The sequence below is a fragment of the Paenibacillus sp. sgz302191 genome, assembly GCF_057749925.1.
This window is the reverse complement of the sequence record NZ_JBYLHY010000008.1, coordinates 83,320-97,698: the sequence shown is the minus strand read 5'-3', so window position 1 is coordinate 97,698 and position 14,379 is coordinate 83,320. Positions and strand designations below refer to the sequence as shown.

Here is a 14,379-nt window from a genome sequence, read left to right as displayed (position 1 = left end):
AAATTAGCGTGCCGCGGCAACCGCTTGAAGAAACTCTTTTGCCGCAGCGGTCACTTTTCGATAATCGCCGTCTTTTTGCGCCGCTTTCGTAATGTAGCTGCCCACGCCAACCCCTACGCAGCCTGCTTGCAGCCATTCGTGCACATTTTGCGGGGTAACGCCGCCTGTCGGTGCAATCGGAGCTTGCGACATCGGCGCTTTGATCGCTTTTACATATTGCGGCCCAACGACTTCAGCCGGGAACAGCTTCACAATATCCGCGCCGGCTTCCAAGCTTTCCAAAACTTCTTTTGGAGTGAATGCCCCGCTGATCGTAATCGCTTGGTACCGGTTGGCCATCTTGATCATTTCCGGATTCAACTGCGGGCTTACCAGAAGTTCGGCACCGGCCAAAATAGCCGCTCTGGCGGTTTCGCCATCCAAAATCGTGCCCGCGCCGATTAATACTTGGCTATATTTGTTAGACAAGGTTTTGATCACTTGCAGCGCATTCGGCACGCTCATTGTAATTTCCAGCACTTTAATTCCGCCTTCAATCGCTGCTTCAGCGACTGCCAGCGCTTCTTGCTCACTATCGGAACGAATGATGAGAACAATTCCGCTTTCCGAAATTTTGTTTAGATTGTCCAATTTTCTCCACATATAGGTTATCCCTCCGGTTGAGTTTTCATTTATTCGTAATGCATGTATAACTTTTCGCCGCTGTATCCCAATTGACGGGAAAGCTTCAGAGCCGTGTTGGTAACCAACTTGACAATCAATTCCTCGCGCTCGGGCGTCATTCCGGCATACATGCTTGCAACGCTGATCGCCGCAACCGGTTGATTCGATTGGTCATACACAGCCGAGCCGATACAGTACATTTCCAGGTTATCTTCACGGTCGTCAATCGAGTAACCCCGTTCGCGTATCTCTTTCATATCCTGCAAAATATGGGGCAAAGTCACTTTCGAATAAGACGTCTTTCCGGGAATATCGCCGTCGCCCACAATGTACTGAATCTTTTCGTCAGGCAATGCGGCCAGCAGCGCTTTTCCAAGACCGGTTGTGTGCATAAATCTTCGCGAGCCTAGTTTGGCCGTCGGCCGCACAACCGAGTAATTTTCCGCTTTGTCCAGGTAAACAATTTTTCCTTTATCTTCTATTCCCAGAAAAGCCGTGCTGCCCGTCTGTTTATTCAACTCCTGCAGCAAAGGTCTGGCAAGATGAGGAATTCCCATATTGGACAGGTAAGCCATTCCGGTTTCAAAAGCTCCAAGGCCCAGACGATACGTTTTCAGCCGCTCGTCATCGAATTCGATAAAGCCTTTGTACAGCAGCGTTTGAACCAATTCAAACCCGCTGCTCCTCGGCAAGCCCATCTCTTTGCAAATTTCATTTAAAGTCAGGGCAGAGCCGCTCTTGGAAAGCAGGACCAAAAGATCCAGTGCCCGTTCCGCCGATTTATTTACGCGAAATTTTTCCATAGATTCTCCTTTAAATAAATTGCGCTTATAATTCGCATATGTGAATTCGTTTCGTGGATACGAATATTGATTCAAGTATATTACACGTGGTTAAATAATTTCAATATCCCCGGCCAAAAAATTATCTTGCCCCAGTGGGAGAGGAAAATAATTAATGGCAAATATTATTTTGCGAATCAATATTGAATTGCGGTAAAGAATCGGATAATCTAAATATAATGATTCGCTATTTAGAATCAAATTCACATATGTGAATTTACAGTCCATTTTGGTAATGCGCTTACATGATAACATCAGTTTTTTCGGGAGGTACGTGTTTTGGAGCCTACAGTTATTTTTTTAATCGGTGCGGCAGCATCCGGAAAATCAACGATCGGTAAACGGATCGCATCGGACTATAACTTTTGCTATCTCGATAAAGACGTCGTTTGCAACAAATTTACCGGCCTTTTGCTGGAATCCAAGGGATACTCCCCGCATGAGCGCGACGGCAACGCTTTTTACAGCAACGTGGTCATGGGGCTTGAATATCAAACCTTGCTGGACATCGCTAACGACAACTTGCAGATCGGCAGGTCTGTAGTTCTGGATGCGCCTTTCCTCGGTTATTTTGCAAATAAAGATTACATCCGCCAATTAAAAGAAAAATATGACTGGCGGAACGTAAGAACGCTGGTTCTGCAAGTCACGATCGATTTTGCGGTGCTTAAAGAAAGAATGTTGGCCCGGGCGCTGGAACGGGATGCCTGGAAATTTGCCAACTGGGATACTTATGTGCAAAGCCTGCAAAACAAGCAATGTTTATGGGAAGATATCGAAATCAAACGGTATGACAATAGCCACACTGAAGTAGACATCGAAAAGCTCAATCAAGCGATATCGCTTTAATGGGCGGCAGCCTTTCCGAAAGCTCGGCCAGGCAGCTGCGGGCTGGCCATTCCATTTTGACGTCGGTTGGTTGATTCCGGGGATTTGCGGTTTTGGATCGGCAGCGGCACAGGCGCAAAACATCAAATCCGGCTAACATTAGCCGATTTGTCAAACAAGCTGGCCTACTCCTGTTCAACCGCACCCGATCGACTATACGCCGACCTGCAAACCAACTCGTTCAAGGGTGAATGATTGCGGGGGAACGGCAAGACTTTATAGGCAAAATAAAGGCGAACAGTGGCTTGGAAATCCACGGTTCGCCTTTGTGGGTAATGCATATCAAGATTATACCCAGGATGCTGCCGCTGCTTGGTGGTGACCTGAATGATCTGAAGGCACTAAGGCGAGATCCACATCAAGAGCCATAGCCACTCTAATAATTGTATCAATACGAGGCGCTGTTGTGTCACCCTCAAACCGAGCTATTGCTGATTGTTTCATGCCTGCTCTTTTCGCCAACTCAGCTTGTGTCCATCCTTTGCTTTCCCTTAATTCGATCAGCATAACAACCATTGCTGTCCGCTTGCGAATAACTTCAATCTCCTTTTGACTCTCAGAGCTCATTTCGTTGACCATGTTGTCCCAAGTTTTCATAAGTATCATCTCCTTTTCTTGCCGTTCTTCATTTTTTCCTTGATATTTTCAACCGGATGTTCTCTCATATATTTGTCTCTTAACCGTCTTGCCTTTGCCAATTCAAGCTCATCAGTTTCATCAGCATCTTTCTTATAATGTGACAACATGATAAAGTGATTTCCATTCCAAAGGCACATAAATATTCTTTCATCAAGCGGTCTCAATTCATACAAATTGTCATTTTCTTTGCCCTTTAGGTCCTTAATTATTTTTGTTCCGGCACGAAGTCCTTGCATACGAACGCGTTCTATACAATAAACTATCTTTTCGAAAATAATTCTTGCGTTTTTGTCACCGCTGTTTTTCTTAGCTTCAAGGTCCTTAATGAATTCATCGACTTCGGGCAAACTAGCGAATTCATACTTGTACACCGGAGCGACCCCTTATATTTTATCTTATGCAGAATTAACAAAAAATATAACTAATTTGTTATAATTATAACACAAACGTTATAAGCTGACTAATTTCGTCACTCCCAAACTAAACAAAATGGACACATCCTTTATACGGAAGTGCCCACTTTGTTTAATTGGCAAATCGCCTTACTGCCCCGCCTACTTCTTGCTTTTCTTCTTTGCCGGTACTTTCTCGGGCAAGGTTTCCGCCCATGACAGCGACTCGGCCATCAATCCGCTAATTTTGTCCGGATCGTTCCGCCATTGTCCGGGAATCGCAACGTATTCCTTCATGGGCCTATTCGGCATTGGAGCGAACTCGGTCGCGCCTTCTTGGAGCAGTTGCAAGCGCCGTTCTTCCGGCAGACGGACGAAGAGTTCCTGTCCATACAGGCCAGTAAACATATTGCCGTTAATAAAGCCGGCCAAAGAGCCGAACATCGGTTTGATCTTAACCCGCGGGTCACCCGGCACAACAGCTGCGAATAAAGCTTTGGATTCATCGTCAGGACGTAACATGGAGTGTGCATGCCTCTTTTCAACAACTGTAAGTTAAGATTTGAGCCGCGGCCCCGCCGCTATATTCTATCATTGTCGCTTTTCCAGTTCTTGATTCCTTTTTTAATGTCCGTGGGGCTCAGATTTTGCGAAGCCGCCTTCTGGCATAATTCCGGAAATTCCCCATCGCCTGCAAAACGCAAAGCGGCAATTTGAGCAAAAGTAAGCCTGGAATCCAGCAGTTTTCCTGTAAGAACGTAATGACGCAAGTTTTCCTCGGCTCTGATGGCTCTGTCTTGCGCTTTTAACGGGTAAGCCCTCATTAAGAAGAAACTTACTGCTATATAGATGAAAATCAGCAGACTGAGCAGCGAAGAGAGGCTTAGACCTTCTCGGACGACAAGGGTGACAGTTACGATCAATATAACCAGTAAAAGCAATGATAAAAAATAATGATAAATCGGGTGGAATCTTTTGTGATTCTGAAAATTTTGATTAGACACCAAGGAACCTCCTCGTTTTATTTATCGGATCATTGTTCCAAATAAGTTTTGAAGCTGGCTTCCAAGGTACTGCTCCAGCCTTTGTTGTGATTTTCCGCTTCAGCCTGTGTGGAGAAATTGTCATGCGTAACTAGAAGCTCAGTTCCTGTACCCTGCTCCACAAACTCAATGGTAACCACCGTATCCTCTTGATCTCCGCCGGAGCCTTCGTGCTCCCATTTCCAAGTAAAAACCAGCTTTTCGTTCGGAATAATCGCTACATACTTGCCGCCAAGAATATGATCGGCTCCATTGGGAGCATGCATGATGAAGCGGTAGCTTCCTCCTTCAACAACATCCATGCGATCAACGGTCGTCGTAAAACCTTCCGGTCCCCACCATTGCTGCAGCTGCTCTTGTTGCGTCCATGCTTGAAACACTTTGTCTCTGCCGGCTTTGTAGTTATAAGTAAGTTGTAGTGTAAATTTACCTGCTTGCATATTGATCATTAATATAGCTCCTTTAATTGTTGTTTGTATTTTGGTCCAAAAAGCGTTCCAGTCTGGATAATTGCGACGTCCAGAATTGCCGCAGGTCCGATAACCACTGATTCGCACAGTCAATTGACGCCGGATTTAGATAATAATAGCGATACCTCCCTTCTTTGCGCACAGAAACTAGCCCAGCCTTTTCCAGAACCTTCAGGTGTTTGGACACCGCAGGCAATGACATTTTAAAAGGCTCGGCTAATTTCATGACCGTCATCTCGCCTTTGGCAAGCTGCGTAATCATCTCTCGTCTCGTCGGATCGGAAAGAACGGAAAAAACGTCGTTTAAAACATTCTCGTCATGATACTTAACCATATGGTTAAATATAATGTTGTTCATGCGCATTGTCAAGTTGATAACCTTACCAATTGCAAAAAGCGCCAGTACCATCAGCAACGCCACTCAATAGACGCAACTGACATTAACTGACGAAATGGGCGGGAAAACGCCCGGTTCACCCGTTTACTTTGCTTTTGGTGCCGCTCACAATCGCGAAGCGGATGTGCTGCCATTTCCGGGAACGCCAGCGCAGCAGCATGCCGATACCGCGCAGCCCTTCGTCGGCGATAAAAGCCAGCCATATGCCCGGCATCCCCAGGTGGCATACGATACCGAGCAGATAGGCGAGCGGGATGCTGATGCCCCACATGGAAATCAGCCCCATATACACCGGGAATTTGACTTCCCCGGCAGCATTTAGCGCTCCGATGACAATCACGTTGCATGCGCGCGCCGCTTCAAGCACGAGCGACAGCAGCATCAAGGTTTTCCCGAGGCTAATGACTTCCGGATCGTTCGTAAATATACCGAGGAGGGTATCGGAAAAAGCCACCAGCAAGCAGCCTACGCCAAAATTAATCAGCAGGCCGATCCGCAAATTGCGGTAACAAACGCGATAAGCGGTTTCATGCTTGCCCGCTCCAACCAGGCGACCGATCAAAATCGACGTCGCTTGTCCGATGGAAACCGAAAACAGAAACACGAAAGTCGTCATGTTCTGGGTATATATTTTTGTAGTCAAAGCCGAAACGCCCAGCATGGAAACAAAATACGTAATAAAAACTTGTGAAGCGCTGTAAGAAATATTTTCTCCCGCGGACGGAATCCCTATCCTGATAATTTCCTTGACGTAGCTTATCGGCAGGCGAAACATATCCCGGTAGGAAAGAGGATACCGCAAAAATTTGATAAGCATCCATAAGGCAATCCCTACTCCGATCACCCGGCTCACATTTGTCGCAATGGCAACCCCCTGCACGCCTAGCACCGGAATGCCGAAAGGTCCGTACAAGAACAAGTAATTTCCAAGTATATTTATAGTAATGACAAAAAAAGATAACAAAAGCGTAGGCTTCACAAAACCATGCATCCGCAAAACCGCAGCTGCCGTACCGATTATAGCTACCGTAACCAAGCAACTTCCTATCATTGACAAAAATGCGCTTCCATCATTCATTAATTCCGCAGGCAGCTTCATCATGTTCAACAGCGGGTCGGCAAAAATAACGAGTACGATGCTTACGATCACGCCCAAGATGATGTTCAACCCCATCGAAATCGAGGTCACTTTGGCAGCCTCCCGCTCTTTCCCTGCGCCGATCAGTTGAGCGATAAGCACGCTGAGTCCGAAGGTCACGAATCCGAACAGAAGCTGGGCGACGGTCAAAATTTGGTTAGCCACGCCTACGGCGGCTACCGCGTGATCCGAGTATTTGCTGAGCATGAGCGTGTCGATGTTCAAAATAACCGTTTGCAAAAATTGTTCCAAAAAAATGGGACCCATTAATCCGAATAAAGTTAATTGCCGCTCTTGTTGTTGTACTGCCATAAATCCTCCTTTTATTTGTTCAAGGAGCCGATCTGTTCATTGATTCTGCGGCAGGTGGCTTTCTCCACCAGTTCGTGTTTCAGCACGATTGTCCTTCCCGTCGGCGGACTTTGCGAATGGCCGTTGTTGCGCTCGATAAGTTCCATAAGCAGCTCAACGGTAACCTGGCCTATTTGATCCACGGGCTGCTGGATCGTCGTGAGCTTGGGCCTTACCACGTCGGAAATTTGGATGCCGTCGAAGCCCACAACGGAAATATGATCAGGCACGCGCAATTGGCGATCATACATACAGTTCATGGCGCCAACCGCCATATCGTCGCTCGCGGCAAATACGGACGTAAACGTCCCGCCGGCTTCGTTAAGCAGCTCGTTCATTAACCGGTAGCCGGCAGCAAGCTTGTAGTCGCCGAACCGGACAATCGACTCGTCCGCCTCTATTCCATTATCTTTGAAAGCAGCCAGGTACCCGTCGTAACGCTTTCTGCCCGCGCATAGATCCCGCATATCTCCCGCTATCATGGCAATGCGCCGATGGCCAAGGCGGATGAGATACGTTGTCGCATCGTAAGCAGCTTTGAAGTCGTCGATCATGACCGTCGGCAAATTCATGCCCAGATCGGCATGGACGACGAGCGGGATTTGGTTTTTTTGCAAAAAAAGCCGGATATGCTCATTCAGCTTTTCATGCATAAGCACAATGCCGTCGACGCGCATCTCTTGAAAAACATTCAAATATTTCACGACTTTGTCGGTATCTTCAACGATGTTGGAAACGAGCAGGTTATAGCCTTTGCGCCCTACCGTCTCCTCGATGTTGCTCAGAATAGACGCCTGAAAATTGCCCGTTATGTCAGGGATAATAACCCCGATCAGATTCGTCTTATTCCGCTTCAGACTTTTCGCAATCAGACTGGGCGAGTAGTTCAACTGCTCGATCGCTTGACGCACTTTCTTTTCAAGCTTCTCGCTCACATGATCGCCTTTGTTCAAAACTCTGGAAACGCTCGTGACGGAGACGCCTGCCGCTTTGGCTACGTCCTTGATTTTCACACCCATTATGCTGCTGTCCTCATTTCCGATCTAAGTTCAGGAAGGAGAAGATGCCTGCATCCGAACCCGCAAAGCCGTCAGCCCGCTCACATCGAGAGTGGAAACGGCATCCACCTTCATTTCGGCATATGCTGTAAACAACCGGCTGTCCTGCAGCGTATAGATCCAAACCCGCAAGCCGTGTTCGTGGGCGCACTGTACCAAGCCTGGACGGCACGAAGGATAGTCCGCATTGACGCCCGCAAGCCCTGCCTGTTTGGCCATGCCGCATATTTGCCGTACAGCGGTTTCATAATCCGCGCTGCTCATGTCTTTCAACTGTGCCGGTGTATTCCATACTACTCTACCATGATATGGAGATTTTGTAATTAAACTTGTGTCGCCCGTAAAATAGATTTGGTCCCACATATCCAAAGTTTCAAGCAGACCGATGGTGGGAAGCGCCGCCTCATCGTTTTTGATATCCAAATTAAAAGAGACCGGCTGTCCCTTAAATTCCCGCAGCACCGTTTCCAGCCTTTCCAATTCTTTGCCCGGCTGCAGCTGTAAAGGGTTCTGCGCATGCAATTCCTCGTAAGTAAGCTCGGAGAAACAAGGATGATCGTTGTGATACAGCACGCAAATCCCGTCCTTGGTCGCCCTCACGTCCACCTCAAGCACTTCCGCTCCGGCGTTTCTTCCGGCAATACACGACTCCAGAGTGTTATCCGGCGTGCCTTCGCATCCGGTATGCGCAATAATCAGGGGCATGGTGTCCATCGCATTCGCTCCTCGTACGTTATTCAAATTTTGCTGACAACTGACATCGCTTCGCGCATGTAACAGTTGCAGCGTGTTATCGGGCTTCAAAATAGACCGGATTCGTAAAAGCAAGGTTCGCTAATGTCCCGCCCAGCAAGCCATGCAGGCGAACCCGCAGCCACATGAGCCCTTCCGCCGGAATCGCGCAGCGGAACTCCGCCGCATTTGCCGATAGGCTGCCTCGGCATAGCTCTCCCAGGTTGGATTCCACAATGACCGTATGGGCCTGCGTCTCCGCCGGGCTTTGCCGTTGATGGATCCGGACCACAAGGTCTACAGCTTCGCCTTGCGCCAACCGGTCCGATGGAACTGCGTCGCCGATACCGTAAATTCGTCCGCCCGCCTGAACTTCAAGCGTCACGAGCGGCCCCATGCTTACGCAAATGCGGCCCGAGCGGATCGCTTCGACGGCCGACGACGCCGATACGGCATGCTCACCGGATATCCCCAGATATGTAAATGCCGGAGGATCGCTTTCCCCGCTCGAATGATGCCAGTCCCGTCCGGCCGTAGCGGCGATGCGGACTCCTTGATTCAATAAGCCCGTCCATAGCTCGAAAGCGGGTTCGTTATGATTGCGAATAGGAGGCAGCGTTTCATGCCATACTTCCATATAGTCGATTTGATGCCAATCCTGTATATCGTATTCCCAATGGCACCCCGTACAAATGGGACTCCCCAGGGCGAACGGATGAGCGATACCGACGACCCCGCCCTGCCGGTGGACTCGCTCGATGCCTTTGCCGATATCCTTCGGCCCAAGATCGCGCCACTCGCAGTACGGAGCGCCCAGCGTCAGCATGTGCCCGTAGAACGTCGTCCATTCCATGCCCGGGACGATGCATATCCCGGTTTCTTCGGTGACTTGAGCCGCATCGGCGAGCCCGGATACCGTGTTGTGATCCGTCAATGCGATCCCTCTCAAGCCCAGTTCCGCCGCCTTCCGGCACATGTCCGCGAGCGTATGAATACCGTCGCTGTGAGGCGTGTGAGTGTGCAGTTCAAATGGAAGCCAATTCATGATTGTTGTTCTCCTTCGCGAATGCTTAATTGATAACGGCATTCCGGCGTAATCACACAATGCACGCTAATCGTCACCCGCCATACGCCCTCGTGGATCGGGCCGGCCAAGAAGCCCGGCGAACTTTCCCGGGGCGACAGCACATGATGCTGGTCGTTCGGGTGGCGGTGCGCCGATCCCCGGAAGCCCTGCGGGTCGTCTACCGATAGCGTCAGCAAATTTTTCAGCGGAGCGAACTTTTCCCATTGCTCCATGTAGACGGACTTTTGAGACGGGCGAACATATCGGTCAATAGCATCCTCAATCAATACGCGGGACATGTCCGTGTCGTCGAGTGTTTTGGGGCTGTAGCTGAAATCGATATGCAGGCTTTCCACAGCTTCAGGTATATACAATTGATACGCAATATGCGTTTTTGAGCTGAGCGGAGTCAACTTCCCTTCTACGATCAGAAGATCTTTCATTGAACGGGTTCCCCTTTTACCGTGATGGCCTTACTTGTCATCCTGCATCATGCTGCGAATATAGAAATAACCGACCAAGGAGCAGATGGCAAACATGAACACAGCGCAAGCGCTGGAAATACCGGTTTCAAAATAAACCGAAAACTGCTGCTGCATCGCCACCCCGAGCACTTGCGGCGCATTCGGGCCGATAAGAAACGGAGCGGTAAAGCTTCCGATAATGCCCATAACGACAAATGTGGCGGCTACCAGCATCGATTTAAACGATAACGGGAAAATAATCCGCGTAAAAATTTGAATTTTCCCGGCCCCCACGTCCTTCGCGCTTTCAATCAGAGCGTTCGGAATCCCCGAAAGAGCGGAACTAAGCAGCATGGTCGCAAACGGGATATTGAACCACAAATTGGCCAGCAGCAGCCCTTTGAAGTCGAACAGCACCTTCATAAACGGCGCACTCGTAAAAAGCAGCATAATTCGGGCCAGCCAGCCATGATTGCCGTACATATTAATAATGCCGTACGTGGCGATAACCGATGGAATGAACATCGGAATATAATAAAGCCGTTCGATCCACTTCGCCATCCGGCCTGTGCTGAACCGTAAAAAAACGGCCAGCAAGTAAGCGATGAAGAGCACGAGCACCGCCGAAACGATCGTCAGTTGAAGCGTAAACCGGATGTTGTTCAACATCGCAGGATCGGTAAACAAAAACTTGTAGTTATCCCAAGTGAATTGACCTTCGTGCCCGCGCAAGCTTTCCTGAATGGAGGTGACGATCGGCACCACGATCATAAAAAGCAGCAGCAAAAAGGAGGGCAGCACCATGAAAAGCCCGAGCGCGGAGCGTTTCGCTCCGCGGTCGAACCATGCCGGCTTGGACGATTTCCCGACGTTCATCGGCCGGGTCAGGCTATGCTCGCTCATTGACCGGCGACTTCCCTTTGCCAGCGTTTCATAGCGTCAGCTTCCAGTTCTCCCAGGTTGAAGGAGCGGTAGTTGACGGACACGCCTTCGAATTTTTTTTGCAGGTCCCCTGGCATATGAGACCATTCGATACCCGGGAAGCCGTAAATTTTATTGACGACTTCAGCTTGCGCATCCGGGCTCAAAACAAAGTTGATGAAGTCGTATGCCGCTTCTTTGTGCTGGGACATGTTCGGCACTGTCAGCCTTCCGGGACCGCCGGTAAATGCAGGTTCAAGTTGCGCCAGCTTCGTCGTTTCCGGCAGCAGCTTTTTGTTGATTTGCTCAAGCGCCATATCCGACCAAGCCGGAATCATATCCACTTCGCCGTTCGCGAGCAAATCGAGCGTACCTTGGTTTTTCTTCGGGTACACGCCTTTTTGGTACATGTCTTTGGACAAGCTCTTGAGCAGTTCGAATCCTTTATCCCACTGCTGCTCGATGTTTTTGTCCTGATTGTGGATCGCATCTTCAGGCAAAGATTTGTAAAGCGCCGTGAGTACGAACGATCCGCCGGAACCGCCGGTTGCCGGGTCATTGTACGCAAAGCGGCCCGGATGCTCGTGAATCCATGTGTACAGCTCGTCCAGCGTTTTCGGCGGACTCGACACTTTAGCGCTGTTGTAGGCGAGAAGGACTGATGAAGAGCGGTAAGGAATCGCTTTATTGCCCATATCTTTCATATTCGCCGGGTTGATCAAGCTGATGTTCGGGATTTTTTTGACGTCCAGCTCTTCGAAAAGATTTTCTTTTTTGTCGGTGGCCATATCCGGCCCTCCGTTGGCTTCGTAAAGATCGACATCGATCGTGCTGTTGCCCGCTTTCTTGGCCGCTACAATCCGGTTCATCGTTGCTTGCTCGCCTTGTCCGGACGGAATGTAAACGAGCTTAACCTTCACTTTGTCCTGCTTTTTCTCATACAATTCTTTCAAATGCGTCCACAGTTCTTGCACGTTTTGCGATCCGCTGAAATAAAACGCAATTTCCGTCGGGCCGCTTGTGCTTGCGCCGGCAGTGCTTGCCGCGCTTGTTCCGCTTGGCGTGCTTGCCGCGCCGGATTTTGCTCCGTTGCCCGCGCCTGTTGAACAGCCCGCCAGCAGCGTTACCGCAGAAAGAGAAGTAAGAAGCAGCACTTTACCTGTGTGTTTGAATCCGCCAAAGCCAAAATGGATACTCATTTTTGTCATCCTCCTTGTATGTGAAAAGCGTTGTTAAACCGATGATTTAGGATAAGCGGCATGTTTGGAAAAAGTAAGCGAAACCGATTGCCCGCCGGTCAGCTCCTGCGCTTGTTCCCGCGGAAGGAACATGCGCACGATGCCCGCTTCAGTCAGCAGTGTTATTTCGGCATAATGTCCGAGAACCATTACTTGCTTCACAGTAGCGGCAAGGCCGGGCAGCGAGGCGTCATTCCATTTGACATCCTCCGGTCGGACAGCGACGACGACATCTCCGCTCAAGTTGCCCGGGTCGGCAAGCTGCAGGTTTTGCAGCGCAATGCTTCCGTTCTGCGCGACCCCGTCCATCATGTTCATGCGCCCGATAAAGTTGGCGACGAACAGCGTTTGCGGGGCGTCGTAAATAGCTTGAGGCGAATCGGATTGCTCGATGCGGCCGCGGTTCATGACGATGATCCGGTCAGACAGCGATAGCGCCTCTTCCTGATCATGCGTGACGAACATCATCGTCAGCTTTGTCGCCGACTGAATTTCCCGGAGCTCCTCGCGCAGCTCTCCGCGCAATTTCGCGTCGAGCGCCGAGAACGGCTCGTCCAGCAGCAGAACCGCCGGCTCCAGCAGCAGCGCCCTGGCTACGGCGACGCGCTGCTGCTGGCCGCCCGACAGCTCGGTCGGCCGTTTTTTCTCCGCGCCGGGCAGGCGGACGAGCTTCAGCGCCCGGTCGACCGCTTCTTGAATCTGCTCCTTCTTCATCTTGCGAATTTTCAAGCCGAAGGCGAGATTCTCGAAGACGTTCATGTGCGGCCACAGATTGTAGCTTTGAAACACCATGGCGGTCGGACGCTTCTCCGGCGGCAGGTGCAGCACGCTTTTGCCCGCGATCAGGATATCTCCCGAATCAGGTTCCAAAAACCCGCCGACCGAGCGGAGCACCGTCGTTTTCCCGCAGCCGGACGGGCCCAGCAAAGTAACGAGCTCTCCGCGATGGATATCGAAGGAGATCCCCGTCACGCCATCGCCTGTTTTGTAGCGTTTGGACAAATTTTGAATCGATAATTGAACTTGAGCAGTCATTGCCTGCCTCCTTGCTATTTCATGGTGAAGCCGCTGGACATCACATCCGCGCTGACAAAACGCCGCGATACCAGCAGCAAAATGATAGTCGGCAGCGTCAAGATGATGGAAAACACGGCACCGGCCGTTGCCGGATAGTCTTGAACCGCTCCGTACATGATCAGCGGCATCGTTTTGAAGTCGGGCATTCCTACCATAAACGTTCCCTGCGCTTCATCCAGAGAGGACAGGAACGTAAAGATCGAAGCCACGATAATTCCCGGCAGAGCCATCGGCAGCGTAATATTCCAGAAGACGCGAAACGGCCCGGCCCCTGCATCTCTTGCGGCTTCTTCCTGCGCTTTGTGCACGCTTTTGAAAGAAGCGGCCGGAATCCATGTCATATACATCAACGTATTGATAACATGAATGAGAACAACGCCCAAAAAAGTATTCATCAAACCGATTTTGAAAAAGAGCACCGCGATGGCCACGTATAACCCCATTTTCGGAAAAGCGTTGGTCAGCAGGAACGAGAACAGGAACCACCTGCTCAGCGGAAATTGAATGCGCGCGAAAGCATAAGCTGCAGGAATGCAGATGGCGATCGACAGTAACGTCACTACGAAGGCAATCAGGAAAGACAAGCTAATCGACTTCAAAATTTCCGGTTGGGACAGCACGAATGTCCACCAGTCCAGCGACCAGCTTTGCGGCAGCGCAGCCGGGTACTGCCATTTTCCCGAGAATGCAAGCAGCGCCAGATTGATAAGCGGACCCAGGAAAAAGAAGACGAACACTGCGAAAATAATAAACTCAACAATTTTTCTTTTACCCAAGCTTTTGAAATACCAGCTCATCGTAAATCACCTCCTTTTGCATTGGTATCGATACCAATTTGAAAAGCAATTGATTTTGCATTGGCCCCCAAAATTGGTATCGATACCAATTTCGACCAAAAACGATTCATATCCGTATTTTTGTGCCTCCTTGTTTCTCGAACTCTATTACAGCTTAATCGTCGATTGTAAAATATAATCGCTTAAAATATTAAGAACTGTTC

18 protein-coding genes are annotated in these 14,379 nt (G+C 49.7%); 1 reads left to right on the top strand and 17 read right to left on the bottom strand.

Annotated features, from left to right (window positions below; all coding sequences use genetic code 11):
* Nucleotides 1-3: 3 nt before the first annotated feature.
* Both AC3G2T_RS13845 and AC3G2T_RS13840 read right to left on the bottom strand, forming a co-directional pair.
* Nucleotides 4-642 carry a bifunctional 2-keto-4-hydroxyglutarate aldolase/2-keto-3-deoxy-6-phosphogluconate aldolase gene (locus AC3G2T_RS13845; protein ID WP_474682701.1) on the bottom strand — a complete coding sequence of 213 codons (639 nt, stop codon included), beginning with the start codon at nucleotides 640-642 and terminating at the stop codon, nucleotides 4-6.
* Nucleotides 643-671: 29 nt separating this feature from the next.
* A complete protein-coding gene (locus AC3G2T_RS13840) occupies nucleotides 672-1,466 on the bottom strand; it encodes an IclR family transcriptional regulator (protein ID WP_474682702.1) in 795 nt (264 codons plus the stop codon).
* Nucleotides 1,467-1,784: 318 nt separating this feature from the next.
* Between AC3G2T_RS13840 and AC3G2T_RS13835 the strand changes: the two genes are divergently transcribed.
* On the top strand, nucleotides 1,785-2,354 hold the full coding sequence (locus AC3G2T_RS13835) for a P-loop nucleotide/nucleoside kinase family protein (protein WP_488435819.1): 570 nt from the start codon (nucleotides 1,785-1,787) through the stop codon (nucleotides 2,352-2,354).
* Nucleotides 2,355-2,681: 327 nt separating this feature from the next.
* Here the strand turns inward: AC3G2T_RS13835 and AC3G2T_RS13830 are convergent, their stop codons facing one another.
* From AC3G2T_RS13830 to AC3G2T_RS13760, 15 genes are all read right to left on the bottom strand, one after another.
* On the bottom strand, nucleotides 2,682-2,990 hold the full coding sequence (locus AC3G2T_RS13830; RefSeq protein WP_474682704.1) for a helix-turn-helix domain-containing protein: 309 nt from the start codon (nucleotides 2,988-2,990) through the stop codon (nucleotides 2,682-2,684).
* A gap of 5 nt (nucleotides 2,991-2,995) precedes the next feature.
* Nucleotides 2,996-3,403, bottom strand: a complete 408-nt coding sequence (locus AC3G2T_RS13825; RefSeq protein ID WP_474682705.1) for a type II toxin-antitoxin system RelE/ParE family toxin — start codon at nucleotides 3,401-3,403, stop codon at nucleotides 2,996-2,998.
* A gap of 183 nt (nucleotides 3,404-3,586) precedes the next feature.
* A complete protein-coding gene (locus tag AC3G2T_RS13820; protein WP_488435818.1) occupies nucleotides 3,587-3,946 on the bottom strand; it encodes a TfoX/Sxy family protein in 360 nt (119 codons plus the stop codon).
* A gap of 59 nt (nucleotides 3,947-4,005) precedes the next feature.
* Entirely contained in the window at nucleotides 4,006-4,428 is a 423-nt protein-coding gene (locus AC3G2T_RS13815) for a DUF6526 family protein (RefSeq protein ID WP_474682707.1), read from the bottom strand.
* Between the two features lie 29 nt (nucleotides 4,429-4,457).
* A complete protein-coding gene (locus AC3G2T_RS13810; protein ID WP_488435817.1) occupies nucleotides 4,458-4,916 on the bottom strand; it encodes an SRPBCC family protein in 459 nt (152 codons plus the stop codon).
* A gap of 13 nt (nucleotides 4,917-4,929) precedes the next feature.
* Nucleotides 4,930-5,346, bottom strand: coding sequence for an ArsR/SmtB family transcription factor (locus AC3G2T_RS13805; protein WP_488435816.1), 417 nt, complete (start codon nucleotides 5,344-5,346; stop codon nucleotides 4,930-4,932).
* Between the two features lie 64 nt (nucleotides 5,347-5,410).
* Entirely contained in the window at nucleotides 5,411-6,784 is a 1,374-nt protein-coding gene (locus tag AC3G2T_RS13800; protein WP_488435815.1) for an MATE family efflux transporter, read from the bottom strand.
* A gap of 11 nt (nucleotides 6,785-6,795) precedes the next feature.
* Nucleotides 6,796-7,842, bottom strand: coding sequence for a LacI family DNA-binding transcriptional regulator (locus tag AC3G2T_RS13795; RefSeq protein WP_488435814.1), 1,047 nt, complete (start codon nucleotides 7,840-7,842; stop codon nucleotides 6,796-6,798).
* Between the two features lie 30 nt (nucleotides 7,843-7,872).
* A complete protein-coding gene (locus AC3G2T_RS13790) occupies nucleotides 7,873-8,595 on the bottom strand; it encodes a glycerophosphodiester phosphodiesterase (RefSeq protein WP_488435813.1) in 723 nt (240 codons plus the stop codon).
* Nucleotides 8,596-8,671: 76 nt separating this feature from the next.
* Nucleotides 8,672-9,658: a CehA/McbA family metallohydrolase gene (locus AC3G2T_RS13785; RefSeq protein ID WP_488435812.1), complete on the bottom strand. Its 987-nt coding sequence runs from the start codon at nucleotides 9,656-9,658 to the stop codon at nucleotides 8,672-8,674.
* Entirely contained in the window at nucleotides 9,655-10,122 is a 468-nt protein-coding gene (locus AC3G2T_RS13780; RefSeq protein WP_488435811.1) for a hypothetical protein, read from the bottom strand. The genes AC3G2T_RS13785 and AC3G2T_RS13780 overlap by 4 nt, the downstream gene beginning before the upstream one ends.
* A 30-nt stretch (nucleotides 10,123-10,152) precedes the next feature.
* Complete coding sequence (locus AC3G2T_RS13775) at nucleotides 10,153-11,046, bottom strand: ABC transporter permease (RefSeq protein ID WP_488435810.1); 894 nt, start codon at nucleotides 11,044-11,046, stop codon at nucleotides 10,153-10,155.
* Nucleotides 11,043-12,263, bottom strand: a complete 1,221-nt coding sequence (locus tag AC3G2T_RS13770) for an extracellular solute-binding protein (protein ID WP_488435809.1) — start codon at nucleotides 12,261-12,263, stop codon at nucleotides 11,043-11,045. Before AC3G2T_RS13770 ends, AC3G2T_RS13775 begins: the two co-directional genes overlap by 4 nt.
* Before the next feature lie 33 nt (nucleotides 12,264-12,296).
* Nucleotides 12,297-13,337 carry an ABC transporter ATP-binding protein gene (locus AC3G2T_RS13765; RefSeq protein WP_488435808.1) on the bottom strand — a complete coding sequence of 347 codons (1,041 nt, stop codon included), beginning with the start codon at nucleotides 13,335-13,337 and terminating at the stop codon, nucleotides 12,297-12,299.
* A 14-nt stretch (nucleotides 13,338-13,351) separates the two neighbouring features.
* Nucleotides 13,352-14,176 (bottom strand): ABC transporter permease, encoded by an 825-nt coding sequence (locus AC3G2T_RS13760; RefSeq protein ID WP_474682718.1) that lies wholly within the window; start codon nucleotides 14,174-14,176, stop codon nucleotides 13,352-13,354.
* Nucleotides 14,177-14,379 lie beyond the last annotated feature (203 nt).

What these genes read in the sequence shown, in the direction of transcription:
- AC3G2T_RS13845 (WP_474682701.1), bottom strand. Translation starts at nt 642, where the DNA reads ATGTGGAGAAAATTGGACAATCTAAACAAAATTTCGGAAAGCGGAATT.
- AC3G2T_RS13840 (WP_474682702.1), bottom strand. Translation starts at nt 1,466, where the DNA reads ATGGAAAAATTTCGCGTAAATAAATCGGCGGAACGGGCACTGGATCTT.
- AC3G2T_RS13830 (WP_474682704.1), bottom strand. Translation starts at nt 2,990, where the DNA reads ATGAAAACTTGGGACAACATGGTCAACGAAATGAGCTCTGAGAGTCAA.
- AC3G2T_RS13820 (WP_488435818.1), bottom strand. Translation starts at nt 3,946, where the DNA reads ATGTTACGTCCTGACGATGAATCCAAAGCTTTATTCGCAGCTGTTGTG.
- AC3G2T_RS13810 (WP_488435817.1), bottom strand. Translation starts at nt 4,916, where the DNA reads ATGATCAATATGCAAGCAGGTAAATTTACACTACAACTTACTTATAAC.
- AC3G2T_RS13805 (WP_488435816.1), bottom strand. Translation starts at nt 5,346, where the DNA reads ATGGTACTGGCGCTTTTTGCAATTGGTAAGGTTATCAACTTGACAATG.
- AC3G2T_RS13800 (WP_488435815.1), bottom strand. Translation starts at nt 6,784, where the DNA reads ATGGCAGTACAACAACAAGAGCGGCAATTAACTTTATTCGGATTAATG.
- AC3G2T_RS13795 (WP_488435814.1), bottom strand. Translation starts at nt 7,842, where the DNA reads ATGGGTGTGAAAATCAAGGACGTAGCCAAAGCGGCAGGCGTCTCCGTC.
- AC3G2T_RS13790 (WP_488435813.1), bottom strand. Translation starts at nt 8,595, where the DNA reads ATGGACACCATGCCCCTGATTATTGCGCATACCGGATGCGAAGGCACG.
- AC3G2T_RS13785 (WP_488435812.1), bottom strand. Translation starts at nt 9,658, where the DNA reads ATGAATTGGCTTCCATTTGAACTGCACACTCACACGCCTCACAGCGAC.
- AC3G2T_RS13780 (WP_488435811.1), bottom strand. Translation starts at nt 10,122, where the DNA reads ATGAAAGATCTTCTGATCGTAGAAGGGAAGTTGACTCCGCTCAGCTCA.
- AC3G2T_RS13775 (WP_488435810.1), bottom strand. Translation starts at nt 11,046, where the DNA reads ATGAGCGAGCATAGCCTGACCCGGCCGATGAACGTCGGGAAATCGTCC.
- AC3G2T_RS13770 (WP_488435809.1), bottom strand. Translation starts at nt 12,263, where the DNA reads ATGAGTATCCATTTTGGCTTTGGCGGATTCAAACACACAGGTAAAGTG.
- AC3G2T_RS13765 (WP_488435808.1), bottom strand. Translation starts at nt 13,337, where the DNA reads ATGACTGCTCAAGTTCAATTATCGATTCAAAATTTGTCCAAACGCTAC.
- AC3G2T_RS13760 (WP_474682718.1), bottom strand. Translation starts at nt 14,176, where the DNA reads ATGAGCTGGTATTTCAAAAGCTTGGGTAAAAGAAAAATTGTTGAGTTT.